This is a genomic window from Stella humosa, assembly GCF_006738645.1.
GTDB lineage: Bacteria > Pseudomonadota > Alphaproteobacteria > ATCC43930 > Allostellaceae > Allostella > Allostella humosa.
The window spans coordinates 4294320-4319592 of record NZ_AP019700.1; the positions used below are offsets into that span (position 1 = coordinate 4294320).

The 25273-nt window shown below is 65.1% G+C and carries 23 protein-coding genes and 1 pseudogene; 15 read left to right on the forward strand and 9 right to left on the reverse strand.

The features are described 5' to 3' along the window. Positions 1 to 63 precede the first annotated feature (63 nt). On the reverse strand, positions 64 to 234 hold the full coding sequence (locus STVA_RS27750) for a hypothetical protein (protein ID WP_170216543.1): 171 nt from the start codon (positions 232 to 234) through the stop codon (positions 64 to 66). A gap of 356 nt (positions 235 to 590) precedes the next feature. Here STVA_RS27750 and STVA_RS28610 point away from each other — a divergent pair, with 356 nt between their 5' ends. The 3 genes from STVA_RS28610 to STVA_RS20110 all read left to right on the forward strand — a co-directional run bounded on the left by STVA_RS28610 (position 591) and on the right by STVA_RS20110 (position 3001). Further along, a complete protein-coding gene (locus STVA_RS28610) occupies positions 591 to 1007 on the forward strand; it encodes an NUDIX domain-containing protein (protein WP_420822800.1) in 417 nt (138 codons plus the stop codon). 78 nt (positions 1008 to 1085) lie between these two features. Continuing rightward, the gene (locus tag STVA_RS20100) at positions 1086 to 1538 is read left to right on the forward strand and encodes an NUDIX hydrolase (RefSeq protein WP_123691428.1); all 453 of its coding nucleotides are present in this window, start codon (positions 1086 to 1088) and stop codon (positions 1536 to 1538) included. 516 nt (positions 1539 to 2054) lie between these two features. Continuing rightward, a protein-coding gene (locus tag STVA_RS20110; RefSeq protein WP_179955411.1) for an IS630 family transposase occupies positions 2055 to 3001 on the forward strand; the annotation gives its coding sequence in 2 pieces (ribosomal slippage) (positions 2055 to 2394 and positions 2394 to 3001; 948 coding nt in all). Here the strand turns inward: STVA_RS20110 and STVA_RS20115 are convergent. After that, positions 2968 to 3714, reverse strand: coding sequence for a type 1 glutamine amidotransferase domain-containing protein (locus tag STVA_RS20115; protein WP_123691430.1), 747 nt, complete (start codon positions 3712 to 3714; stop codon positions 2968 to 2970). The two genes, STVA_RS20110 and STVA_RS20115, sit on opposite strands and share 34 nt — an antisense overlap. Before the next feature lie 460 nt (positions 3715 to 4174). Here STVA_RS20115 and STVA_RS20120 point away from each other — a divergent pair, with 460 nt between their 5' ends. After that, entirely contained in the window at positions 4175 to 5065 is an 891-nt protein-coding gene (locus STVA_RS20120) for a LysR family transcriptional regulator (RefSeq protein ID WP_245978382.1), read from the forward strand. Between the two features lie 87 nt (positions 5066 to 5152). Then, entirely contained in the window at positions 5153 to 5512 is a 360-nt protein-coding gene (locus STVA_RS20125) for a helix-turn-helix domain-containing protein (protein WP_123691434.1), read from the forward strand. Between the two features lie 17 nt (positions 5513 to 5529). Here the strand turns inward: STVA_RS20125 and STVA_RS20130 are convergent, their stop codons facing one another. The 3 genes from STVA_RS20130 to STVA_RS20140 form a co-directional block, all read right to left on the reverse strand. Then, positions 5530 to 6732 (reverse strand): DUF1501 domain-containing protein, encoded by a 1203-nt coding sequence (locus STVA_RS20130; RefSeq protein ID WP_123691436.1) that lies wholly within the window; start codon positions 6730 to 6732, stop codon positions 5530 to 5532. Beyond that, entirely contained in the window at positions 6729 to 8045 is a 1317-nt protein-coding gene (locus STVA_RS20135; protein ID WP_123691438.1) for a DUF1800 domain-containing protein, read from the reverse strand. Before STVA_RS20135 ends, STVA_RS20130 begins: the two co-directional genes overlap by 4 nt. A gap of 107 nt (positions 8046 to 8152) precedes the next feature. Continuing rightward, positions 8153 to 8893 carry an SOS response-associated peptidase gene (locus STVA_RS20140; RefSeq protein WP_420822801.1) on the reverse strand — a complete coding sequence of 247 codons (741 nt, stop codon included), beginning with the start codon at positions 8891 to 8893 and terminating at the stop codon, positions 8153 to 8155. Positions 8894 to 8988: 95 nt separating this feature from the next. Here STVA_RS20140 and STVA_RS20145 point away from each other — a divergent pair, with 95 nt between their 5' ends. The 8 genes from STVA_RS20145 (at position 8989) to terL (ending at position 19664) form a co-directional block, all read left to right on the forward strand. After that, positions 8989 to 9711 carry an ImuA family protein gene (locus STVA_RS20145; protein ID WP_420822802.1) on the forward strand — a complete coding sequence of 241 codons (723 nt, stop codon included), beginning with the start codon at positions 8989 to 8991 and terminating at the stop codon, positions 9709 to 9711. Continuing rightward, complete coding sequence (locus STVA_RS20150; RefSeq protein WP_123691442.1) at positions 9626 to 11149, forward strand: DUF6504 family protein; 1524 nt, start codon at positions 9626 to 9628, stop codon at positions 11147 to 11149. Before STVA_RS20145 ends, STVA_RS20150 begins: the two co-directional genes overlap by 86 nt. Continuing rightward, entirely contained in the window at positions 11146 to 14415 is a 3270-nt protein-coding gene (locus STVA_RS20155) for an error-prone DNA polymerase (protein WP_123691444.1), read from the forward strand. Before STVA_RS20150 ends, STVA_RS20155 begins: the two co-directional genes overlap by 4 nt. A gap of 282 nt (positions 14416 to 14697) precedes the next feature. Next, positions 14698 to 15516 (forward strand): exodeoxyribonuclease III, encoded by an 819-nt coding sequence (xth, locus tag STVA_RS20160; RefSeq protein ID WP_123692835.1) that lies wholly within the window; start codon positions 14698 to 14700, stop codon positions 15514 to 15516. Between the two features lie 76 nt (positions 15517 to 15592). Next, entirely contained in the window at positions 15593 to 16390 is a 798-nt protein-coding gene (locus tag STVA_RS20165; RefSeq protein ID WP_142235836.1) for a hypothetical protein, read from the forward strand. 36 nt (positions 16391 to 16426) lie between these two features. After that, positions 16427 to 17812, forward strand: a complete 1386-nt coding sequence (locus tag STVA_RS20170; RefSeq protein WP_123691446.1) for a site-specific DNA-methyltransferase — start codon at positions 16427 to 16429, stop codon at positions 17810 to 17812. Continuing rightward, positions 17809 to 18216 (forward strand): DUF5681 domain-containing protein, encoded by a 408-nt coding sequence (locus STVA_RS20175; protein WP_123691448.1) that lies wholly within the window; start codon positions 17809 to 17811, stop codon positions 18214 to 18216. The genes STVA_RS20170 and STVA_RS20175 overlap by 4 nt, the downstream gene beginning before the upstream one ends. Then, complete coding sequence (gene terL / locus STVA_RS20180; protein WP_123691450.1) at positions 18213 to 19664, forward strand: phage terminase large subunit; 1452 nt, start codon at positions 18213 to 18215, stop codon at positions 19662 to 19664. Before STVA_RS20175 ends, terL begins: the two co-directional genes overlap by 4 nt. A gap of 341 nt (positions 19665 to 20005) precedes the next feature. Here the strand turns inward: terL and STVA_RS20185 are convergent, their stop codons facing one another. Next, on the reverse strand, positions 20006 to 20566 hold the full coding sequence (locus STVA_RS20185) for a hypothetical protein (RefSeq protein ID WP_142235837.1): 561 nt from the start codon (positions 20564 to 20566) through the stop codon (positions 20006 to 20008). Then, entirely contained in the window at positions 20563 to 21411 is an 849-nt protein-coding gene (locus STVA_RS20190; protein WP_142235838.1) for an LEM-3-like GIY-YIG domain-containing protein, read from the reverse strand. The genes STVA_RS20185 and STVA_RS20190 overlap by 4 nt, the downstream gene beginning before the upstream one ends. Before the next feature lie 126 nt (positions 21412 to 21537). Between STVA_RS20190 and STVA_RS20195 the strand changes: the two genes are divergently transcribed. Further along, the gene (locus STVA_RS20195; RefSeq protein ID WP_123691456.1) at positions 21538 to 21744 is read left to right on the forward strand and encodes a helix-turn-helix domain-containing protein; all 207 of its coding nucleotides are present in this window, start codon (positions 21538 to 21540) and stop codon (positions 21742 to 21744) included. Between the two features lie 51 nt (positions 21745 to 21795). On the opposite strand, the pseudogene STVA_RS28660 reads toward STVA_RS20195, so the two are convergent. Together STVA_RS28660 and STVA_RS28665 are read right to left on the reverse strand one after the other, a co-directional pair. Next, positions 21796 to 22077, reverse strand: a pseudogene (locus tag STVA_RS28660) (transposase); the annotation flags it as partial. Continuing rightward, positions 22056 to 22436 (reverse strand): helix-turn-helix domain-containing protein, encoded by a 381-nt coding sequence (locus STVA_RS28665; protein ID WP_123691460.1) that lies wholly within the window; start codon positions 22434 to 22436, stop codon positions 22056 to 22058. The pseudogene STVA_RS28660 and the gene STVA_RS28665, both read right to left, overlap by 22 nt. A gap of 191 nt (positions 22437 to 22627) precedes the next feature. Here STVA_RS28665 and STVA_RS20210 point away from each other — a divergent pair, with 191 nt between their 5' ends. Then, positions 22628 to 25117 carry an Ig-like domain-containing protein gene (locus STVA_RS20210; RefSeq protein WP_142235840.1) on the forward strand — a complete coding sequence of 830 codons (2490 nt, stop codon included), beginning with the start codon at positions 22628 to 22630 and terminating at the stop codon, positions 25115 to 25117. Positions 25118 to 25273 lie beyond the last annotated feature (156 nt).

The window sequence follows — 25273 nt, forward strand, 5'->3', positions numbered from 1 at the left end:
GGCCCAGCGTAGGCCAAGGCATCTTTTCTCCGGCGAGATGCGCTGCGGAGCGCGTGAAGGTGCCTATACCAAGGTGGGCGCGAACCTGTTCAGCTGTGCCAGCGCGCGGAACAACGGCACCTGCGACGATCGGCTGAACATCCGCCCGAAGTTCTGGAAGTCGCCGTCGTCGACGGCTTCCGCAACCACCTCCTCGACCCGGACTTGTTCAAGGTGTTCGCGGCCGAGTTCCATGCCGAGGTGAACCGCCTGCGCATGGATGAAGGCGCAGATAGGGCGGCGGCCGACGCCGAGTTGCAGCGGATCGAGCAGAAGTTGAAGCGCATCGTGACCGCGATCGCCGACCGCGCATCCGGGCGCATCTTCCAGGCCAGATCACCGAACTGGAGCCCGGCAGGACGAGTTCAACCGCCTGCTGGCAGCCCCTGCTCACATGTCCGAGCCAGCTACATAAGCCCCAAATCCGACACGGCGATACTTAGCATGCGAGGCGTATTTGCGACTTGGCCACAGGCGGCGGTGAACGGTAGGCGCTTCTCGGCCAGTTGCGGACGTTGACAACTCGCCCGTCTCCCATTCACTTCCGTTGGATGATCAGCGTCCAAAAAGCCTGCCCTATCGTCAGCAGAACTACCGAGCATGGGCTCGAAGTTCTCGCCTTTCGGCATCCGTCGGCGGGATGCCAGTTTGTGAAAGGCACCATTGAGAAAGGGGAACTGCCCCGGGATGCGGCTAGCCGTGAACTTTTTGAAGAAAGTGGTTTGATATGTCCGGTGGAGATGGCTGCCTTGGGCACGACGGATATAGGGCCGGAACGGATAATATGGCACTTCTTCACTTGGGGCTCGACAGGGCTCCTGGACTGCTGGGAACATGCCACGGACGACGATGGTGGCCACACGTTCGCATTCTTCTGGCATCCAATCAGTGTGCCGCTTGATGGAGATTGGCACCCGATCTTCAAGGAAGCCTTCCAGTTCGTCTGTAGTCATCTAGCTGCTCGATGATCGCCATTGGCGGATCAGTGCCATTGCGGCATTCGGTGATCTGTTGCGAAGAGCTTGCTATTGCGCTAGCTCAACAGGATGACAGCCGTCCCCAAATCCAGTGTTATCCGCATTAAAGCCTTGGGCCTCCATTGGCGCGGCCCCCGGCTCCTGGGATTTGAGGTTTACGACCATGAAGGTCGTCTCAAGGGCGTGCGGCCGCTAGGCGGTAGCATTGCGTTTGGCGAATCCGCAAAAGATGCCGTCATCAGAGAATTCAAAGAAGAGATTGACGTGGAAGTTTCCGTTCTCGCAGGTCCCACGGTCCTGGAGAACGTCTTCGTCCACGAGGGCCAACGCTGTCACGAAATCCTATTCATTTTCGACTTGGCATTTCCTCCAGGAGCTTTCGAGGCACAGGAACGCATTCAATTCCAAGAAGATGACGGTACCTCAATGGTGGCAGCTTGGTATGATCCGCGAGAATTAGACATTGACGGAAGCCCGGAGCTTTACCCGAAGGGCCTCAAAACTCGTCTACTTGGTCGATGACCGGTGTTGGCGCTGAGCCGACGTTCAAATGAAAATCCTGCGGCAGCTTTTCACTCCAGTTTTGCGGCCCCTTTCATCGATGGCGGCATGACAGCGCATTCCGGCCGTTTTCCCCGAGCGAATAGGAGCGGCGGCGACCCTAAGCGACTGGCTGAACACGCTCTGAAATAATGCGGAGGAACGCGGGCACAAACCCCGGACTTCAGCCAATCTGATGGCATTCCTTCGCATTGTGGTTTGCTGTGGATAACGCCGGTTATGTCGACCTCACCATAACTCCAGCCACGATCCGATTTAGGCGGCGTGGTCGTCCCGTACCTCGGGCATCAAGGCCAGGTCGGCCGACAGGAAGGCCGCGCCAAGCTCGCAACAAGCTCCTCCATCGCATAGCCTTCCTCCCCGAAGCGCTTGCGCCCGAAGCTGCGGTCTAGAGCACGTCCTGTTGAACGCCGACTCTGTGAATGGGTGACGGACTGTCCGGTTTGTGATTCACCGTCTCTGTTGAAGGAGGCGGTGATGACGCGGGCTTACGGTGATGATCTTCGGTCACGGGTTCTGAAGGCGGCTGCGGAAGGCGCTTCGGCGCGGGCGGCGGCGGCCCGGTTCGGGATCGGCGTTTCGACGGCGATCGTGTGGATCCGGCGCGCCCGGCAGGATGGTGAGCGCACGGCCCGGCGGCAGGGCAAGCCGCCGGGCTCGCGCCTGGACGCACACGAGGCATTCATCGTTGCGATGATCCAGGCGGACCGGGACGTGACCCTGAACGAGACGGTTGCTCGGCTTGCGACCGAGTGCGTTGTGGAAATCCGCCGCAGTGCCCTGAGCACCTGGCTTCGCGGTCGCGGCTGGACGTTCAAAAAAAGTCCGCACACGCACTGGAGCAGGACCGTCCCGACATCCTGAAGCAGCGCCAGGAGTGGTTCGACGGCCAACCGGACCTGGACCCCGAGCGACTCGTCTTCATCGACGAAACCGGCCTTTCCACCAAGATGGCCCGCCTGCGCGGCCGCGCTCCACGCGGCGAGCGCTGCCGTGCCGGCGTGCCGCACGGACATTGGAAGACCACGACGTTCGCCGGTGCCTTGCGCCTGACCGGGATGACCGCGCCCTTCGTCTACGATGGCGCCATGAACGGCGAGGTCTTCCTGGCCTACGTCGAGCAGGTGCTGGTTCCGACGTTGCGGGCGGGCGACATCGTCATCATGGACAACCTCCCCGCCCACAAGCCCGAGCGTATCCGGGAGACGATCGAGAAGGCTGGGGCCACCCGCATGCTCCTGCCGCCCTACAGTCCCGACTTCAACCCGATCGAGAACGCCTTTGCCAAGCTCAAGGCCCTGCTGCGAGCCAGGGCCGCGCGCACCATCGACGCCCTCTGGGATGCCGTTCGATCGCTCATCCGCCGCTTCTCACCAGCCGAATGCGCAAACTACTTCAAGGCTGCTGGATACGAACCGGAGTAAGCCGGATCTGCTCTAGTTGCGCTCAGCGCCCCGATTACCGCCTCCGCCAGCTTCGAGGACGATTGCGGGTTCTGGCCAGTCATGAGGTTGCCGTCAGTGACCACGAAAGTGCCCCAGTTGCGCCCCTGCTCGAAATGGGCGCCTTTCTTGCGCAGCGTGTCGGCGAGCAGCCAGGGCGCATTGTCGGCGGTCCCGAACTCGATCTCTTCCTCGTCCGTTAGCGAGGTCATCCGGCGGCCGGCGAACGGCCATTGGCCGTCCGCGTCGGTCGCAGCGAGGAGCGCGGCCGGGCCGTGGCACACAGCGGCGATCACCTTGGACCGCTTGTCGGCCTCGACGAGGACACGGCCCATGTCTGGATCCTTGTACAGGTCCTCCACTGGACCATGTCCGCCAGGCACCACAACCGCGTCGTAAGTGCTGGTGTCGATATTGGCGAGGACCAGGGGTTGCTCGATCCGTTCGGCATTCGAGGCGAGATAGCTGCGCATCTGGTCGGCGATGTCGTCGCCGACGACCTTCGGGTCGAGGCTTTTCTTGTCCATCGTCGGAATCACGCCACCGGGGCTCGCCAGATCGACTTGATAGCCGGCCTTCACGAATGCTTCGTCGAGATCCACGAACTCTTGGGCCCACACGCCCGATTCATAGATCGAGCCGTCTGCGCGGGTCCATTTGTCGGCCGCGGAAAGAACAATCAGAACCTTGGTCATCACACTTCTCCTGCTTGGGTGGTTTGCAAATTCGGGCGGAGACTAGGCAGGAACCGGCTTTGGTCCCTCCGCCATCGCCTTGCCGCCGCTAGAGCGCATGTCGCTGACGGTCTGGTCGGGCAGCGGCAGGCAAGCGCGTATGATGCACCTGCACCTGCGCACCGGCCTTTCCGAGCGCAACCGCAACAGCCCGGCCCGTTCCACGTGCGGCGCTGATGACGAGCGCGGTCTTCCCGCTGCACGAGTGCACGGTGTCCTTCATCGTTGCTGCTCCGCATAGTTTGACGCTACGCGACGGCATCCCGTCGCTCATCCCTGGGATATGCCTCGTTGGCAAATGCCCTTGGTAGACAAGCTATAAAATAGGGGGCATTCCCTTCGGGGGAATTACTTTATATATTCCGCCTATATACCCTGGAGGCATAACGACGAAATGGAATTGCGGCATCTCAGATATCTCGTGGCGGTCGCCGAGGAAGGCAGCCTCAAGAGGGCGGCCGAGAAGCGTCTCCACACCGCGCAGCCATCTTTGAGCCGCCAATTGCGCGATCTCGAACTCGAGGTCGGCACCGACCTCCTCAAGCGCAGCTCGCGCGGGGTCGAGCTCACGCCCGCGGGACAGGCGTTCATCGAGCATGCCCGGCTGTCGTTGTACCAGGCAGGGGAGGCGGTCGCTGCGGCACGGCGCGTGGTCAGGCCGACCAAGACCAGCTTTTCAGTCGGCTTCTTGACCGGGCAGGAGGTCGAGTGGCTGCCCCATGTGACCAATGTGCTCAGCGGGCAATTGAAGAATATCGACTTCAGGGTATCGAGCGACTTCTCTCCGGACGTCGCCCAAGCAGTTAAGCTGGGCGAGATCGATCTTGGATTCTCGCGTATCGAGCCGCAGCCCGACGTCATCTACAAGGTCATCGCGCACGAGCCGATTGTTGTGATCCTGCCGAGCGATCATCCTCTGGCCGGAAAGCCAGAGATTGATCCGGGGGAACTCGACCCGGAAACTTTCATCGGATATTCCGACACGCCACACGTCTTGAGGGGGATCGTTGAGAAATACCTGGGCGATCGGGGCGTGAGGGTTTCACCCACTCATTTCCTCGACGGGTTTGCCACCGGCATCTCCCTTGTGGCGTCCACTCGCGGCGTTACTCTGCTGCCGGCCTATGTCGAACCTCTACTGCCCTGGTCGGTGGTGAGCCGGCCACTCTCCGGCAAGCCTCCAGTCATTGAGATCGCGGCAGGCTATCGGGCCGACAATCCCTCACCCGTGCTCCATAGCTTCCTGGAGAAAATTGACGAACTGATTGCCTCCCACGCCGCCACGCCAAGGCTGATGCGCCCACAACGTTAGCGTTCTTGGCGACGCCAACTATTCTATTACATCGACACTATCGGATGATTCACAGACGGACGTAGCCGTGCGAATCTCGGCCGTCAGGTGCGCCTGTACCGGACGGTGGCGGGCTTAAGCCAGACCCAACTGGCCGAGACCATCGGGCTCACATTCCAACAGGTCCAGAAGTATGAACGCGGTAGCAACCGCATATCCGCCAGCGTTCTCACGCGGATTAGCGCGACGCTGGGGGTAGCCGTGGACGCCTTCTTCCCCAATGAAGGGGTCGAGGCGCTTGAGAGCAATGACGGCATCATGCTGCGACGGGAGGCCATTGAGTTGGCGCGCGCGTTCGAGCGGCTACAGGACCCGGAGCTACGGTCGGCGGTGATGGATCTCGTGGTGAAGCTTGGGCACCTGGTACCGGCGCCCAAACCAATCGTCGCCAAACGGCCTGCCGGATAATCCGCCTTCCCGCCTGTTCAGCTTCGCAGCAGGCCGTCTTCGGCGTCGACACCCGAACTTCCTGGGAAAGCCGCGGCGATGGCGCTGGCTGGGAGCCGCAGATGGTCCCGCAGCAGCCCCTTCGCGATAGCGCGCAGGTCGCGTGTCGGTTGCAGGTCCCGCTTCTCGAACAGCCTGTCTTCCGACAATCCCGGCCAGTCGGCCAGGACCCGACCTCCGCGCACGACGCCACCCAGCAGGAATGCGGCACCACCCGTGCCGTGGTCGGTACCATTATTGCCGTTGACCCGCGCTGTGCGACCGAACTCCGTCATGACGAGGATAGCGGTACGGTCCCACACTTCGCCGAGCTGGGCACGCATGGCCGCCAAGCCATCGTCCAGCTGCCCTAGAACTGGCTCGAGGCGGCGTGGCTGGTCTGCATGGGTATCCCAGCCGCCGATCTCCAAGGCGGCGACGCGCGGTCCATGTGGCGCTGCCAGCAACGTGCCGGCCGAGGCCGCTAGGGCCATGAAGCCCCCTCCCCGCTGTGGCTCCTCCATCAGTACGCTACTGGCGTAACCGCGGCCGCGTAGCCCTTCCAATACCGCGGGGCCCAGCAGTGGGTCGGCGTGCAGCGTTTCGGCCATGCGGGCGTAGAGATCGGGCGGTGGGCGCACCGGGCGCGGCGGCGCCCACATGCCGACCCGGCGAGGCCCACGCATCAGCAGCGGGAGATCCAGGCCTACGGCCAGCCCCACTTCGGGCCGGTCGGACGGCACGTTGGGCAGGCTTTCCAGCGCGCGATTGAGCCAACCGGACGTGAGGCGCTCCGGCGCCCCACTCTCCATCATGTCCTGCGCCTCGAAATGGCTCCGGTTGCGATAGGGGCCGGCAACGGCGTGGATCGGCAGCACCGCCCCTTCGCGATAGTAGCCGTGCAGATTGGCCAGCCGCGGGTGCAGACCAAAAAAGCCACCGCAATCGAGCAGGCCACCCTCCTGCCCGGGTTCCGGCAGAGCGATCGGCCCTCGCAGCTCCCGATATCGGGCGTCACCGTATGGGGCGAGGACCGCCATCCCGTCCATGGCGCCGCGCAGGATGACAACGACAAGCCGGCCATCCTCAGCCTGGGAGGTGCCGGCGGTTGCGGCGACCGCCAGCCGGGCATTGGCCGACATCGCCAGGGCGGAGAGCCCCAATAGGAAGCTGCGCCGGCCGATCCTTGGTAGGTGGGTCATCGCCGTTGGAACTCTGCGCTGGCGAGGATCATGGCAATGGCATCTCGTGGCGAGCCGGCGCGCCGTACGGCGTCCCGCGTCGTGTCGGGCGCCAGCGGGCCAAGTGCGGTGTCCAGGATCATCATGGGTTCGAGCCGTGTAATACGCCCCGCGGCATCGTACGCCCAGTCAAGGCGCTGCATCATTGGCTCCGGGCCCAGCCAATCCACCGCCCGATCGGGCCACCCGTTGGGCTGGAGCGCTGTCCAATAGGGTTGGTTGAGACTGCTACACCCGCGAAAGGCCAGACGCCCGACGGCTTCTCCGCTAGCGCCACAGGCACGGTAGGAGGCCGTGACATAGTCCACCGGGCTGCGCAGCTTCGAGAGCGGTGGAGCCCAGGCTTCGGGCATACGCGGCAGCGCCGCCGCCACCGCGCGCAGATCGCCGCCCGTGTCGCGCAGGATGCCCTCGATGCGGCCTGTCACGGTTGCAGGCGGGTCATCCGCGATGAAGTGACGGGCCAGTTTGGTGGCCAGAAAGCGGTGGGTGGACGCATGATTGGCGAGGAAGCGCAGCGCCTCCTCGGTCGCCTCTTCACCTTCTTCGAAACGGCGCCCCATCACCATCTTCGTTCCAGGCTCGTGGCTGGACTGCCGGAAGACGGTACCGAACGGCTCCTTCTTGCGTTCGTAGCTCCAACCCGTCAGCAGGCGGGCGAACGCCGTCACATCGTCCTGTGTGTATTCAGCCGCCGGCGAAACGGTGTGGAGCTCAAGGATCTCGCGCGCCAGGTTCTCGTTCAATCCCCGGCCACTCCGGCGACCCGCGGGGCTGTTCGGCCCGATGGACGAAGCTTGATTCAGATAACCCAGCATCGCCGGATGCTTGAACACGGCGAGTAGCAGATCTTCAAAGCGTCCGGTGACATGCGGCCGTATCGCCTCGCGCATGTAGGGACCGATGACGGTCGATACCGGGTAACCACCACGCTTGCTGACAGTAAAATGGTTGGCCCAGAACTCCACCAGTCGCTCGCGATAGGGCATCGCGGTATCGATGCGACGCGCCAGCGCGGCAATTGCCTCAATCTGAAAGTTCTGCTCGATCGGATTGGCCTGGCCCGGGCCAGGCTGCCCCGCGGCTTCGAGCTCCAGCCAGATGCGGTAGCCATCGGCAATAGCAGGGGGCGCCGTCAAGCCGGCCGGCACAGGTGGCGTATCGGCGCCCTCGATCTGGGTATCGAGCCACGCGATTGGGTCAGCGGGTAACGGTTGGTCCGGGCGTGGCCCTAGCCCAAAACGGATCGCCGCCTGAATCGGTCGCGAGTCCATCGGTGGAGTGTATCACCGGGCGGCCTCACTTCGACCGAACTGAAAGGGCCAATCCGATGGGAATTGCCGGACAAGACGGATGGCATCGGGCCCACCCTCTGACTTGTTTAAAGCCCGTCCTGCTTCTCGCCTCGCGCCACTATGGACAATGACCCATCCGGCAATGGCCTCTGGAGCTGCAACGCCTCGGGCGTCGGCGCCGTCATCCAGACATCGATCTCCTCGCGCGTCCGGAGAATCACCGGCATCGCCTTTGGGTGGATGAGCCCGACTTCCTGATTGGGATCGGTAGTCAGGAATGCGAACAGGTCATTGGTTGTCTCGCCCTCGCGGACTTTGCGGACCGAGGTCCATCTGCACCAAATGCCGGCGAACACTGCCAAAGGCCGGCTGTTGTCGAACGCAAACCATGCCGGTGGCCGGCTTCCATCGGGCTGCAGCTCCGGTTCGGAGAAGCTGGTGAACGGGACCACGCACCGGTTCTCGATTCCGAGCCAGCGCCGCCAATGCGGTGAAGTGGTGTTGCGGACGTTGGTCACACCCGGATCCGAATTGCGCCCCTTGAGGGCAAACACGGGCGACGGCATGCCCCAGCGCGCCAGCGTCAGCTCGCGCCCCTCGGGCTGATTGCGAACTACAGGTGCCATGTAGTCCGGGAATATCCCCGGCTGCGGCTGCAGATTGCCGGTCCGATCGAGCATGGCGGCCGTCAAGTCGCGGATGGCCTGCTGCCCTTTGGTCAGCGAATAGAGATTGCACACGGCATTGCCCTCTCGATCTGTGCCTGCGGCTGAAGGGGCACGAGCCATGATCGTGCCCGATTGACTCCCGGCCGCGAACGAGAACATACAGGGAACATTGGTCCTGTCATCCGGTTGGTGACTCCATCCGGGAAAGCCTAGTCCGTATGCCTCGCCCCTCACCCACTGTCGCCATAGCCGAGTTGCGCCAGCGCATCGAGCGACTGGAACAGGGCAGCAGCCGGCCGCGCGCCGTGCAGCCCTTTGGCGTCGATGCCATTGACCGCCACCTACCCGGCGGCGGCTTGGCGGTAGGCGCGCTGCATGAAGTGGCCGGCGGCGGGAACGGTGCCATCGACGGCGCGGCAGCGAGTTTGTTCGCGGCCGGGATTGCTGCACGTAGCCGTGGCAAGGTGCTGTGGTGCGTCGTCCGCCAGGACCTGTTCGCCCCCGCGATCGCCCAGGCCGGGCTCCAGCCTGACCGTGTCATCTATGTCGAGACCGGCGACGAGACTTCGCTCCTGGCCTGCTTCGAAGAGGGCCTGCGCCATGGCGGCCTGGGCGCCGTCGTCGGCGAGGTTGCCCGCCTGTCCATGACGGCCTCTAGACGCTTGCAGCTTGCGGCAGAGAGCGCTGGGGGCCTCGGCATCGCCATCCGCCGCTGGCGACGACAGGCCGACGCCGCCGACTTCGGCCAGCCAACGGCCTCGGTCACGCGCTGGCGGGTGACCACCTGCCCTCCCGCCCTGCCGGTGCCAGGCGTCGGGCGTGCCCGCTGGCACCTGGAACTGATCCGCTGCCGGGCGGGCGAGAGTGCCGATTTTGAAGTGGAGGCGTGCGATGCCGCGGGTCGTATCGCTCTGGCTGCCGACGTGGCCGACCGACCGGCTGAGGCGCAGACTTGGTGGCAAAGCGCCACCGCCTGACACACCGCTCGTGCTGGTGGGACGCGAAGGCCGCCGCCGGGTCATAGTAGCTGCGGACACTGCCGCCGTGCGGTCCGGCCTCCGTGTAGGCATGGCGGTAACCAAGGCCGAGGCGCTGACGCCGGGCTTGCTGATCGAGGATGCCGAACCGGCCGCTGATGCGGAGGCGCTGGAGCGACTGGCGCTGTGGGTCCTCCAGCGCTACGCTCCGATCGTCGCCGCCGATCCCCCCGATGGGCTGGTGATCGACACCACCGGCACCGACCATCTGCATGGCGGCGAGGCGGCCATGGTCGGCGGCTTGGTCGATCGTCTTGCAGGCTCCCAGGTAGCGGCCCGTGCCGCCTGCGCCGATAGTTGGGGTGCGGCCCATGCCTTCGCCCGCCATGGCGCTCGTTCGGCCATCATCCTGCCTCCCGGCGAAAGCAACGGCCGGCTGCTCGATCTGCCGATCTGCGCCCTGCGCCTGCCGTTGAAGACGATTGAGGGCCTGCTCATGCTGGGCTTCGAGCGCATCGGCGAACTCGCCGCCACGCCCCGAGCCCCACTGGCCCTGCGCTTTGGGCCGGAGGTGGGTCGGAGACTCGACCAGGCATTCGGCCGGCTGGCCGAGCCGATCGACCCGATCCGCGCACCGGAACAGGTCGAGGTCATACGTTCCTTCGCCGAGCCGATTGGCGCCGCCGAGACCATCGCCCGCTACACGGCCAAGCTGGTGGTAGGGCTCTGCGCCCTGCTGGAGGAGCGCGGCCTCGGCGCTCGCCGCGTCGACCTGCTGTTTCACCGGGTCGATAACCGTATCGAGGCCATCCGCGTCGGCGTGGTCCTGCCCCTGCGCGATGCCAAGCGCCTGACCCGCCTCCTGTGCGACCGCATCGAGACGGTCGATCCCGGCTTCGGCATCGAGCGCATGTGCCTGACCGCCACCGAGGCAGAGCCCCTGGGCGCCCAGCAGGTGGTGTCCTCCCTGGGCGGCGAGCCCGAGGCCGACGTCACCGGACTGATCGACGTCCTGGCCAATCGCATCGGCGAAGAACGCCTCTACCGTGTCGCCGCCGTCGCCAGCGACGTGCCAGAGCGCTCGGTGATACGTATCCCGGCATCGTCTGCCGATACCGGCGTCGGCTGGCCCGACCACTGGCCGCGGCCGTCGCGCCTGCTGGCCCGGCCCGAGCCGATCGAGGCGATGGCCCTGCTGCCCGACCATCCGCCGGTGGCTTTCACCTGGCGCGGCATCCGCCGCCGGGTGAAGCGCGCGGACGGCCCGGAACGGGTGTTCGGCGAGTGGTGGCGGCGGGACGCCGAACTGGTGGCCGTGCGCGACTACTTCCAGGTCGAGGATGAGCAGGGCGAGCGCTTCTGGATCTACCGTGCCGGCGATGGCGAGCACGCCGACAGCGGATCCCAGGGCTGGTTCCTCCACGGCATCTTCGGATGACGGCGCGCTACGCCGAGCTGCAGGTCACCTCGCATTTCTCGTTCCTGCGCGGCGCCAGCTCGGCCGAAGAGCTGTTCGCCCAGGCGGCCATGCTCGGCATCGAAGCCCTGGCCGTGGTCGACCGCAACAGCCTGGCTGGCATCGTCCGGGCGCATGGAGCAGCAAAGGCCACGGGCGTGCGCCTGATTGTCGGCTGCCGGCTGGATCTCGCCGACGGCACCGGCCTGCTGGTCTTTCCGACGGACCGGCCCACCTATGGCCGCCTCTGCCGGCTGCTGTCGCTCGGCAAGAAGCGCGGCGGCAAGGCGCGGTGCCAGCTCGATTGGTCGGACGTGGCCGCCTATGGCGAGGGCCTGATCGCCGTCCTGGTACCGGAACAGCCGGATGCCGTCACCGCCCAGCGCCTGCGCCGCACGGCCGAGATCTTCGGCGATCGCGGCTATATGGCGCTGACCCTGCGTCGGCGCCCCAATGACCAGCTTCGCCTACATGAGCTGGCGAACATGGCGACGCGCGCCCGGGTACCCCCCGTCGTCACCAACGATGTGCTCTTCCATGAGCCGGGCCGGCGCATCCTCCAGGACGTCGTCACCTGCATCCGGCACAACTGCACCATCGACGAGGCGGGATTCCGGCGCGAGCGCCATGCCGACCGCTACCTGAAGCCGCCCGAAGAGATGGCGCGCCTGTTCCCCCGCCACCCTGAAGCGCTGGCGCGCACCGTCGAGATCGCCGGGCGCTGCCGCTTCTCGATGGACGACTTGGCCTACCAGTATCCGGACGAGATCGAGCTACCCGGGATGACGCCGCAGCAGGCCCTGGAGAAGCTGACCTGGGAGGGGGCGGCGTACCGCTACCCCGACGGCCTGCCGGACAAGGTGCAGGCAGTCCTGCGCCACGAGCTGCGGCTGATCGAGACGCTGGGTTATGCACCCTACTTCCTGACGGTGAACGCCATCGTCCGCTTCGCCCGCAGCCAGGACATCCTCTGCCAGGGCCGCGGCTCTGCCGCCAATAGTGCGGTCTGCTATGTGCTGGGCATCACCGCCATCGATCCCGAGCGCAACGACCTGCTGTTCGAGCGCTTCGTCTCCGAGGAACGGCGCGAGCCGCCGGACATCGACGTCGACTTCGAGCATGAGCGCCGCGAGATCGTGCTGCAGTGGGTCTATGAGCGCTACGGACGCGACCATGCTGCCCTGTGCTCCACCGTCATCCGCTACCGCGCCAAGGGTGCCCTGCGCGACGTCGGCAAGGCGTTGGGCCTGCCCGAGGACCTGATCCGCATGCTGTCGTCCCAGGTCTGGGGCTGGTCGGAGAATGGGGTGGAGGAGAAGCACCTCGAGGCGCTCAACCTCAACAGCGGCGACCGCCGGCTGCGGCTGGCCATGGACCTCGCCCGGCAGCTGATGGGTGCGCCCCGCCACCTGTCACAGCACCCGGGCGGGTTCGTGCTTACCCGTGACCGGCTCGACGAGCTGGTGCCGATCGAGCCGGCGGCGATGGTCGACCGCCAGGTGATCGAGTGGGACAAGGACGACATCGACGCCCTGAAGTTCATGAAGGTCGATTGCCTGGCGCTGGGCATGCTGTCCTGCATGAAGCGCGGCTTCGACCTGCTGGCCGAGCACAAGGGCGTCGAGCTCGATCTTGCCACCATCCCGGCCGAGGATCCGCGGACCTACGCCATGATCCGCAAGGCGGACACCTTGGGCACCTTCCAGATCGAGAGCCGGGCGCAGATGGCAATGCTGCCGCGAATGCGGCCGCGCACCTTCTACGACCTCGTCATCCAGGTGGCGATCGTGCGGCCGGGGCCGATCCAGGGCGACATGGTCCACCCCTACCTCCGCCGGCGGGAGGGCAAGGAGGAGGTCGTCTACCCCAAGCCCGAACTGGAGCGGGTGTTGGGCAAGACGCTGGGCGTGCCGCTGTTCCAGGAGCAGGCAATGCGGGTCGCCATCGAATGCGCCGGGTTCACCGCCAGCGAGGCCGACCAGCTGCGGCGGTCGATGGCGACGTTCAAGTTCACCGGCGGGGTCTCCAAGTTCCGCGACAAGCTGGTCTCCGGCATGGTCGCCAATGGATACGAGGAAGCCTATGCCGAGCAGACCTTCAAGCAGCTGGAGGGGTTCGGCTCGTACGGCTTTCCCGAGAGCCATGCTGCCTCGTTCGCGCTCATCGCCTACGCCAGTTCCTGGCTGAAGTGCCACCATCCGGACGTCTTCTGCGCGGCCCTGATCAACGCCCAGCCCATGGGTTTCTACGCGCCGGCGCAGATCGTGCGCGATGCCCGGGACCATGGCGTTCTAGTGCGTCCCGTGTGCGTCAATGCCTCGCGCTGGGACTGCACCTTGGAGCCGATTGACGGCGAGGGCCGCTTCGCCGTGCGGCTCGGTCTGCGCATAGTGCGGGGGCTCTCCAACACCGATGCGGCCGCGCTCGTACTGGCCCGCGCCGACCGGCCGTTCTCGTCGGTCGACGAACTGTGGCGGCGTGCCGCTGTGCCGGCGGGCGCCCTAGTCGAACTGGCCGACGCCGACGCCTTCCTGCCGAATCTGAAGCTGCCCCGCCGGGAAGCGCTGTGGGCAATCAAGGCGCTGCGCGATGAGCCTTTACCCCTATTCGCGGCGGCGTCAGCCCGGGAGGACACAGCCATAGCGGAGGTCGCCGAGCCCGCCGTGTCACTCCGGCCGATGACCGCAGGTGGCGAGGTGGTCGAGGACTATCGCCATCTCGGGCTCAGCCTGCGCAGCCACCCAGTCTCGTTCCTGCGCGCCGAACTCGACCAGCGCCGCGTCCGCACCTGCGAGCAGGCGATGCAGACGCGCGATGGCCGCTGGCTGGAGACTGCCGGCGTTGTGCTCGTGCGGCAGATGCCAGGCTCGGCCAAGGGCGTGATGTTCGTCACCATCGAGGACGAGACCGGCATCGCCAACCTCATCGTCTGGCCAGCCGTGTTCGAGAAGCACCGCCGGGTGATCCTCGGTGCCGGCATGTTGGGCGCCTATGGGCGCGTCCAGCGGGAGGGCGAGGTGGTGCACCTGATCACCCGCCGGCTGACGGACCTGTCGCCGGCGCTGGCAGGCCTCGGGCGGCGGGAGGCACCCTTTCCCCTACCGCATGGGCGAGGGGATGAATTCCACAACGGCACCTCGACGCCGGATCCTCGGGACCTCGCGCCGAAGGGGCTGCGTGCGCGCGACATGTACGAACCGGACCGCCATATTGACAGCATCAAGGTCAGGCCGCGGGACTTTCGGTAGCCAGGGCACGACTGGCCGCGGGTGATGCGGAACCGCCATTGGCACGCAGCGCTTGTCCTGGAGAGCCAGCAATCTCCGGAGCGCAAGGATGGCAAAGCGGGAACTCATCAAGACCGACACGGATTCTCGGTATGTGAGGCGCGACGAGAAAGGGCAGTTCAAGGAGGTTGACGATGTCGGTCGATCGCTTGCCCGGGACGTGCGCAAAAAGGCCAAGACCCAAACGAAACCTGGGCAGGGCGATCGCGGCGATAGAAAGTAGGCGGCCGGTCAGCGCCGTTGATGAAGATCGCCACCTTCAATGTGAACGGCATCAACGGCCGGCTATCGGTCCTGCTCCGTTGGCTGGCAGAGGCCAAGCCGGATGTCGTCTGCCTTCAAGAGTTGAAGGCGCCCCAAACCCGGTTCCCAGCCACGGCCCTGCGCGATGCGGGCTATGGCGCGATCTGGCATGGGCAAAAAAGTTGGAACGGCGTGGCTATCCTCGCCCGTGGACAAGATCCGCTTGAGACGCGACGCGGCCTACCCGGCGACCCCGAGGACGACCAGAGCCGCTACATCGAGGCGGCCGTGGATGGTGTCCTGGTCGGGTGCCTGTACATGCCCAATGGCAATCCTGCACCCGGACCAAAGTTCGAATACAAGCGTCGCTGGTTCGACCGGCTGACGGCCTATGCCGAGGAACTCCTCGCTCTTGAAGTGCCGATTGTTCTGGCCGGCGACTACAACGTCATGCCGACGGATATCGACGTCTACAACCCTGATCGATGGCGCGACGACGCATTGTTTCGTCCTGAGATTCGCGATGCATTCGCCGAGTTGGCAGCACAGGGGTGGACAGATGCGATCCGGACGCTGCATCCAGACGTTCGCATCTATACGTTCTGGGACTATTTCCGGAACGCCTGGGGCAGAGATGCAGGTCTGCGCATCGATCATCTGCTGCTAAGCTCAGCAATCGCTGCCCACCTGTCCGCAGGGGATGTCGACCGCCACGTTCGCGGATGGGACAGAGCCAGCGATCACGCGCCTGTCTGGGTCCAATTGGACCTCAACCTGTCAGGTCATAGATCAAGGCCAGCCCGGCGAGCGCGACGCTGACCGGCGATCCACACTGTCGTATGCGGTCGACGCATATTGCAGATACATCGGCTACATTGCCGACTGAGCTTGAGAGGTGTCCTCCATTCCGAAAACGAAGACAGCGACTATCGCGGTTTTGCCCGTTCGTTCCACGGAGGCGACCCTGCGGCCGAGATTAGATATCCCGGTCGAGTGCATTGCGCGGCTCGCCGAGATTGTACAATTGGGCAATGCCGACGCTGTCGCGGACCTGAAGGTCCAAATTGAGTTAATAGGCGCGCGCTATCTCCGGCAGGCGGCTCAGGATACGGATATCCCTTTAACCGCGGGCTCACGCCGCCTCGTGCTGAAGAGTATCGCCAAGCATGCTGCAGGGCTCCGCGATGCGCTCAGAAGGGTCGACCATATCACCGAGTGGCAACTGTATCGGGAACAGAGCCGAAGTCATGAGGATTCAGAATATCGGCTGCCGAAGGGAGGGCCGCGAGCCGAGGCGTTGCCGCTGGCGCTCCCCCTTGAAGGCCTTGCCAATCGGCTGAACTATCTGCAGTTGGCCAGCGAAAAAGCCCTCCTAGTTCGGGGCACGCCCGGTAGTGCACCACGAATTAGCGAAGGACTGTTGGTCCGCAATTTATGCCGGCTATACGAGACGAGTTCTGGGAAGGCGGCGACCCATCATGCCAACGAAGGGCGCACTTATTCGGGAAGAGTGCAGACGCCGGCGGGACGTTTCGTGCTGCTGGCAGCCCAAGCGATCAATCCGCAGCTGGTTGAACGGAATATCGTCACCTTGCTTCCCACAGCGCTAGCGGAGCTACGGCTTCTGGCCTGCGAGAACGATTCCCCCACTTCGGAGGCGCCAATTTCTCTGACCAATGGGGAAGCCAAATAGCTGAATACCCCCCGGAGCAAGACGGAGCTCCGGCATATGGCAAAGCAGACCCGCCCGAAGATCGATCGCCCTTCCGCCCGCGTCGACCGACCGAGTTTCGCCGCCTTCTCCGGCACCATTGTCCAGCAGCCGCTGGCGCGGCTTACGGCAAGCCGCAATAATCCCCGTACCCACTCCGACCATCAAATCGCGCAGCTCGCCGCCAGCATCGAGCAGTTCGGGTTTCTGGCGCCGATCCTCGTGGATGAGGCGGGCCGCATTCTAGCCGGCCACGCGCGTACCGAGGCGGCTCGTCGCCTTGGATTGCGGCAGGTACCGACCTTGCGGATCGACCATCTGGATGAGGCCCAGAAACGGGCCTACGTCATCGCCGACAATCGTCTGGCCGAGCTCGCAGGCTGGGACCGTGACCTGCTTCGCCTTGAGTTTCAGGATCTGCTGGAGATCGGCTTTCCCGTCGAGATCACGGGCTACGCCACCGTCGATATCGACCAGCTGGTGCTCGAGACGGTATCGCCGGCAGCGAAGCCAGACCCAGACGATGTGGCACCTACGGCGAGCGGTCCGGCCGTCTCGCGGTTGGGCGATCTCTGGCAGCTTGGCCGGCACCAACTACTGTGTGGCAACGCGCTGGACCCTGTCGCCTACGCGACCTTGCTGGGCACCACGGCCGCACAGATGGTCTTCACCGACCCGCCCTATAACGTGCCGATCCGCGGGCACGTCTCCGGTACTGGCCGACACCGCGAGTTCGCCATGGCGTCGGGAGAGATGGGCAACGCGGAGTTCGCCACCTTCCTGGCATCTGTCTGCGGCCTGCTTGCACGCAACAGCCAGGATGGTGCCATCCTCTATCTGTGCATGGACTGGCGCCACCTGGCCGAGCTGCTTACAGGCGTTCTATCGGCCGGCCTGGAACTCAAGAACCTGTGCGTCTGGGCCAAGACCAACGCGGGGATGGGCAGCTTCTACCGGTCCCAGCACGAACTGGTCGTGGTCGCCAAGAACGGGCAAGCGCCGCACATCAACAACTTCGGCCTCGGCGAGAAGGGCCGCTACCGAACGAACCTCTGGACCTACCCTGGCGTGAACTCGATGCGAGGGGAGGCGGCCGAGGATGCTGCCATCCATCCAACCGTCAAACCGGTCGCATTGGTGGCCGACGCCATCCGCGACTGCTCTCGCCACGATGGCGTCGTGCTCGACCCCTTCTGCGGCAGCGGCACCATCCTGATGGCCGCTGAACGTACCCACCGGGTCGCGCGGGCGATGGAGCTCGATCCCCTCTACGTCGATGCCGCAATCCGTCGCTGGCAGCGGCGAACCGGTGGGATCGCTCGACATGCGGGCTCGGGTGAGACCTTCGAGGCCATCGAGGCCGCGCGCGTAGCCGTCCACGACCATACGGAGGCCGATCAATGAATGCCGATGACCCGGTCGGGTACGGGCGCCCGCCCAAGGCGACACAATTCAAGAAGGGCAAATCCGGCAACCCGAAGGGCCGGCCGAAGGGAAGCCGCAACCTCCACACGCTGATGGACGAGGAGCTTCAGCAACGGATCCAGCTCAGCGAAGGCGGCAAGGTCCGGTCACTCCGTAAGGGCGAGGCGCTGGTCAAGAGCGTCGTCAACAAGGGAATCGGCGGCGATATCCGGGCCGCCTCCAAGGTACTCGACATCGCAGCCATCCAGGGCTCCGTGGCGGCTGTCATGCAGGCACCGATGACGGCCGAAGACTGGGAGGCGATCGCAGAGTTCATGGACCGCGTGCGAAGCGCCCCGTCGGTCGATGCGGTCATCGAAGCGCTGAAAGAGACCGACGCATGAACGTCCTCGACTTTCGCGACCTGATCCTGCGCCAGGACTTGACCGCCTTCATCCACCGTACGTTCCGAACGGTATCGCCGGGAACGTACCTGCCAAACTGGCACGTCGAGGTCCTGGCCTGGCATCTCCGTGAGGTGATGGCGGGGCGCCTCCTGCGTCTGGTCATCACCCTGCCGCCACGCTCTACCAAGTCGATCGCGGCATCGGTTGCGTTCCCGGCCTTCCTCCTGGGGCACAATCCCGGCCAGCGCATTATCTGCGTCAGCTATTCGGACGATCTCGCGCGCATGTTCGGGCGACAGTGCCGCCAGATCATGACGGCTGGTTGGTACCGCTCGGTGTTTCCCGGCACCGTGCTGGACGCGCGGAAGATCTCGGAACTCGAGATGGCAACAACCGCGCGAGGTGGGCGGTTCACGACCTCGATCGGCGGCACGCTGACGGGCCGCGGTGCCAATGTCATCATCATCGATGACCCGCTGAACGCCACTAATGCCGGCTCGGAGGCCGAGCGCAACCGTGCCAATAGCTGGTTCGACGAGAGCGTCATGAGCCGGCTGGACGATAAGTCGACCGGGGCCATCATCGTGGTGCAGCAACGGCTGCATGAAGAGGACCTGGCCGGGCACCTCCTGGCAAAGGGAGGTTTCCACCACCTCTGCCTGCCGGCAATCGCCGTCGAGGACGAGACCTGGACGCTCGGCATGGGGCGAGTCCATCGCAGGTCGGTTGGCCAGGCCCTCCACCCGGAGCGCGACGGTCTGAATGCGCTGGCAGCCCTGCGGGAGCAGATGGGCAGCATGCTGTTCTCGGCCCAGTACCAGCAGCAACCGGTGCCGCCCGACGGCAACCTGTTCCGTCGGGAATGGATCCGGCAGTCCCCGCCGAGTGAGTTCGACGGCGCGGACCGCATCTTCCACAGCTGGGATGTAGCGTCGTCGACCAACCTGCGGGCCGATTGCTCCGTTTGCACCCGTTGGCGCTTGGAGCCCAACGAACGCTACAGGCTATTGGAAGTCGTCCGCGGTCGGTGGGAGTACCCCGAGCTGATGGCCCGGGCGACACGGATGGCAGCGGCCGATTCGCCCGAGATGATCCTGATCGAGGACGCGAATAGCGGCACGGCGTTGCTGCAGTCCATGCGCGAGGCGCACGTTTTTAACGTCTTGGGCATCAAGCCAAAGCTGGACAAGGCAGCGCGCGCCAGCAAGGCCACGGCCGAGTTCGAGACGGGCCGGGTACTGTTGCCGAATGATGCGATATGGCTCCCCGATCTGCTGCATGAGCTGCTTGGGTTCCCCCATGGCCGCTATGACGACCAAGTCGACAGCATCAGCCAGTTTTTGTTGTGGGCGGCGGAGCGGCGGGCGGTCCCAGCTATTCCCGTTGTCGGCCCGGGTGGCCGCAGGCAGGAGAGCCCGTGGGGCATCGGCGGCAGTTTATGGTGATACTGACCGCGGCAGACACCGCCTTGGACGTTGGAGAGTGGCAGAGGCAAACAGCGGGACGGCTTTGCTGCAGTCCATGCGAGGGGCGCACGTTAACAATGTGGTCGGCATCAGGCCGAGGCTCGACAAGGCGGCACGCACAAGCAAGGCAACCTCCGAGTTCGCGGCTGGCCGGCTACTGATGCCGTGGATGCTATACCGCCGATCCCAGTGGTTGGGCCGAGTCTCCTTCGCCGCGATCCTGATTGGCGGCCCAGTTTCTCGCCGCTGAGTGGGCCAGGCTCATTCGGGCTCTTATGACCAGGCCCGCCCCTTGGCGACAAAGACAGGTCTTTGGGTAGCTAGCCCGGCCGATCCGCAAACTCCCAATTGTCGAGGTAGGCGCGCAACTTGTCCTCGAAACCGTAGTTCGGTCGGTCGACGCCGTCGCGTCTGGCCGGGAGCCTGAGGGTCCACTGGCCGGTATCGACCAGCGGCTTTCCGTCACGCGTCAGCCGGTTGAGGTAGCTCGCCCGATGCAGTTCGATGAACGACCATAGGGTCGCAGTTGGCATGGCGTAGCATTGGTCATCCTGTCGCCGGCCTCCCATACGTATCAGGATCGTCACGTCGTTGGGATGTAGATGCTCGATGGCTATGTCCCGGCCGACGGGGAAGCTGAACTGAAAGGCGTCCTGGCCGGGCCCGCAGGTCTTGACGCGCACTAGCATCACCTGGCTGCCCTTCTGCGCGAAGATGTCGTAGTCGGCGTTGTTGCGGATGCTAGCATTGACGTTTGCCGGAACCCATCCATGGCGCAGCAGTTCGGCCTCGGCGACTTTTTCGCCGTAGGCACCGACCGCCTGCGCGGTCATCCGAAGGCCGGTGCCCGAGCCGGCGCGATGGCTTGGCATGGCGCTCAAGGCCGGGCTTCGGCTAGCGGCTTGCCGCAGCCAACATAGGCGATCGGGTTGCCGCTGCCGAAACGGACGTGCCGCACACTATGGCCCACCAGGGCGCCGCGGAGGACCTCATTCGTGACGGGCTTGCCGATGAATCCACGGCGGGCGGTGATGACCGGCGCGGCGCGATCAGCGACGACGACCCGGCTTGGGTCGAGGACCTCCTGGCGCGTATCTGCATATTCTTCCCAATACGCGATCTCATAGGCTTCGCGGATGACCCCGCGGGCGACTGCGAGCGCATGGGTTGGCGGCACTGGACGCCGCTCCGGCCGGCAGGCCCAATAGCGCCGTGTCCGCTCGTAGAGTTGGTCATCTGTCAGGCCGGCGTGCCACTGCTGTTCGATCTTGATCAGGATGGCCGGTACGCGGATGTCGGCGGGCGTCGCGCCATACGCCGCCCGGATATCCAGGACGCCCATCATCCCGCGGTCGGCTCCATGGCCACTGACCAGGTTCACCAGCTGGCCGGTGCCGTAGGCGTCGATCAGTGCCGCTTCCACCTCATGGGCGGTCTCATCACTCAGGCCGTGGCGATGGATGGATATGCGGGGTTCCAACCCGGCCGCCCGGATTGCCCGGATCCGATCATAGCGCAGACCGGGATCACCGCCGGCGGCCATGCGCTGATGCTGGAAGACGCGATTCCCGCGGCCCTTGCCGACATAGAAGGTCGCGCCGTCCCGCGGATCGTCCAGGCGATAGACGTAAGCGCCCAGCCGGTCCGAGATCTCGTCGGTAAAGACGTCTGCCGGATCCAACTCCGCGATACCCCGAAACTCCTGTGACTCATTGTCTACAGCCAAGGGCGTAGGGCTCCTTCCCGGCCGTTCGCGGCCGGGAAGACCTTCCCTTCCCCTGCGCCCTCAGTCCACGAAAATGAGACTCATCGTCTGTAGATCGAAAGGCTACATCGCCGTCCCTTCGGCCGCGTGGAAGTTCGGCGCCGGGTCGGTCTCAACCTCAAGCGGCTGCGCATCGAGAAGGGCCTCTCGCAAGAGGAGTTCGCCTTCCGGAGCGGCATTCACCGCACCTACATCAGCGGCGTCGAGCGGGGCATCCGCAATCCGACGGTCACTATCCTGGAGAAGATCGCAATCGGCCTCGGCGTGCCGGCGGGGCGCCTGCTGGACGACTAGGAATAGGAGACGCGGCAGTCGGTCGCTGCCTCTTATACCAAGTCCGGCTATTCATGACCGATGTGCCCACGCCCGGAGACCGATCGACATGATCTTCCATGGCTGGTCGACGAGCTTGTTCCAGGCGTGGGCGCAGTGGTCGAGGATGTCGTTGTAGGGTGGGAAGACGCGGTTCGAGAGTTTGTTGTCGCGCATGAACTGCCAGACGTTCTCGACCGGGTTCAACTCTGGCGACTTGGCTGGCAGCGGCACGATCGTGATATTGGCCGGGACGACGGGCCGGTCGGAGAGGTGCCATCCAGCCTGGTCCATCAAGAGCAGGGCATGGGCGCCGGAGTCGGGCTGGCCTCGACCATATTTGCCGCCTCCACCCATTGCTCGGCCGACAGCTTCGAAGAGGGGCCGCCGCCCTTGCGGTCGATCAGGCCATCCGAACCGTCGGCGTTGAACGCCAGCACCCAGTCCCGCACCGTCTGCAACCTGACCCCGCCCAGCCTGGCTGCATCGCCCCGGCTACCGCCGTCACAGATCGCCGACAGAGCCAGGAGCCGAGGGGCCTGGCCAATCTGGCTCCCTCGCCGAACTCGAGCCTCATTCCGGGGTGCCATCCGTCGCCGCCAGCCCATCGCGCTGGCGGCTGACCCAGACTTCTTAAATAGAGTCAATATAAGTTGCGCTAATATAACATTCATCACACAGTATTTATCCCGCCCGCCGGCGCCGAATTCCCACTAGGTTTATAGCTGATTGGACAGTACCGGCGTCCTCCTCGCTACCTCTTGGGCGAATAAGCCCGACCCACCGACACACTTCTCCAAGGCGGCACCCCGCACTGCCCGGGATCGACAATAGCCGCCGGCAACAGGTTACAGGAGGAATCCGCATGGCATTCGGCTCATCATTCCAGTTGGCGTCTCTCGACGGCACCAACGGGCTGGCCCTGAACGGCGACGGATCGATCAGCTACAGCGGCCGCTCCGTTAGCGCCGCCGGCGACGTGAACGGCGACGGTATCGGCGACGTCATCATCGGCGCCGACCACGACGAGCCGCACGGCATCGGCTCCGGCGCCAGCTATGTAGTCTTCGGCAGCACGGCAGGCTTCACCACACCGATCAACCTTACGGCGCTCGACGGCAACAACGGCTTCGTCGTCAACGGCGTAACGGCATACGACTACAGCGGGCATTCGGTCAGCGCCGCGGGCGATGTCAATGGTGACGGCATCGACGATTTCATCATCGGTGCAAGCGGCGCGTCGCCGAACAGCTTTGCCAGTGGCGCCAGCTATGTGGTGTTCGGCCAGTCGACGCCTTACGCAGCGGTCGTCGAGCTGTCGGACATCGACGGGAACAACGGCTTTGTAGTCAACGGACTTAGCAACAACACCAATGCCGGCTATTCCGTCAGCAATGCCGGCGACATCAACGGTGACGGTGTAGACGACGTGCTGGTCGGCTCGTTCAATGTCGCGGGTTCGGCCGGCACTACCTATGTCGTGTTCGGCAACAGCAGCACACCATTCTCCGCCGCAATCGAAGTCACCGACATCAATGGCGTCAACGGCTTTGCATTGACGGGCGTGTCGGGAAGCGCCAGCGGCTTCTCTGTCAGTGCGGCCGGCGACGTGGACGGCGACGGCATCGACGACCTTATCATCGGTGCCTACAGCCTCGACACGAACGGGGAGACCTCCGGCGGTGCCTACGTCGTGTTCGGCAGCTCGCTCGGGTTCACCTCCTCGATCAGCCTGACGACGCTGGACGGCAGCAACGGCTTCGCCCTGCTCGGCACCACGGCCGGCGACCAAGCCGGCTGGTCGGTGAGCGGCGCCGGCGACGTGAACGACGATGGCCTCGCCGATGTCGTCGTCGGCGCGCCAGGCGCCGGCCCCAACGGAGCGGCCTCCGGACAAAGCTACGTGGTATTCGGCAGTTCGGCCGGGTTCGCCGCGACCATTCAACTGTCGGCCTTGAACGGCAGCAACGGCTTCGCCCTGAACGGCGGCACGAGCGGCGACGCTGCCGGCGAGGCCGTCAGCGACGCCGGCGACGTGAATGGAGATGGCATCGACGACCTGCTTATCGGTGCCTGGAAGCAGGACGGAACCGCCACCGACGCCGGGGCGGGATACGTGGTCTACGGGCACAGCGGCCCCTTCGATGCGGCCATCGACCTGACGTCGCTTGATGGCAAGGACGGCTTCATCCTGTTCGGCATCACAGCGAGCGACTTTGCCGGCAGCAGCGTCAGCGCGGCCGGGGACTTCAATGGCGACAATCTGGCCGACCTGATCATCGGCGCGGAGGGGGCCGATCCCAACTCGACTGACCGGTCCGGTACCAGCTACGTGGTGTTTGGCCAGTCGCCCCGCCTCCACCTCCGCCACCCCGCCGCCAGGTTCGCCGCCCCTCCACCTCCTCCGCCACCGCCCAACGCAGCACCCGTCGCCGGGGACGATGCCTTCGTCGTAGAGGAGGACGATTCGCTGCGGGTCGGCGCGCCCGGCCTGCTTGGCAACGACGGCGATGCGGATGGCGACCCGCTGGCCGTGGCCGGCCTAGTCGGCGGCCCGTCGCACGGCACGCTCGACTGGGACGATGACGGCAGCTTCGTCTACAAGCCGACGGCCGGCTACGTCGGCAAAGATTCTTTCGTCTATCTTCTGGGCGACGGCAAGGGTGCCAGCGACACCGGCACCGTCGACATCACCGTCCGGCCGGACATCCCCGAGCACTATCCCGTTACCGGCGGCCCGGGGGCGGAGTTCCTGTCCGGCGCCTACCAGGCCGATACGATCCAGGGCTTCGGCGGCAACGACACCATCGAGGGCGACAATGGCCGCGACCTGCTGAACGGCAATGACGGCGACGACACCGTGCTCGGCGAAGGTGACGACGACGTCGTCCAGGGCGGCCAGGGCAACGACCTGGTGGATGGCGGCTTCGGCAGCGACTGGGTCCTGGGCGAGCGTGGCGATGACACCGTCCATGGCGGCGGCGGCAACGACTGGGTCTGGGGCGGCCAGGGCAATGACCCGGTCTTCGGCGATGCCGGCGACGACGTCATCCATGGCGACCGCGGCAACGATACGCTGACCGGCGGCCAGGGTGCCGACCAGTTCCGCTTCGCCGACAGCAGCGGCATGGACCGGGTGGCCGACTACGAGCTCTTCGCCGGCGACATCATCCGGCTGGAGGTCGGCCCCGACGGGCTGCTGAACGGTATCGCGTTGGTCACCTTCGAGGATATCCTGGCCCGCTTGGTGGACGGCCCCGACGGAGTCTTCCTCGACCTCGGCGACGGCAACGGCGTCACCATCGCCGGGATATTCAAGAATCAGCTATCCGCCGACGACTTCTCCATCGTCTGATGGCTTCTGCCGCCGCCGCCGTCCATCCCTGCACGGGTGGGCGGCGTCGCCGGCGTGCAGGCATTCGCGCCCTTGCCGACGGAGCACTGCCGCCCCGCGAGCCTCGACCGCCGGGAGATGCCTGTCCGGCTGGAGCGGGGTTGTAATACCAGTCCG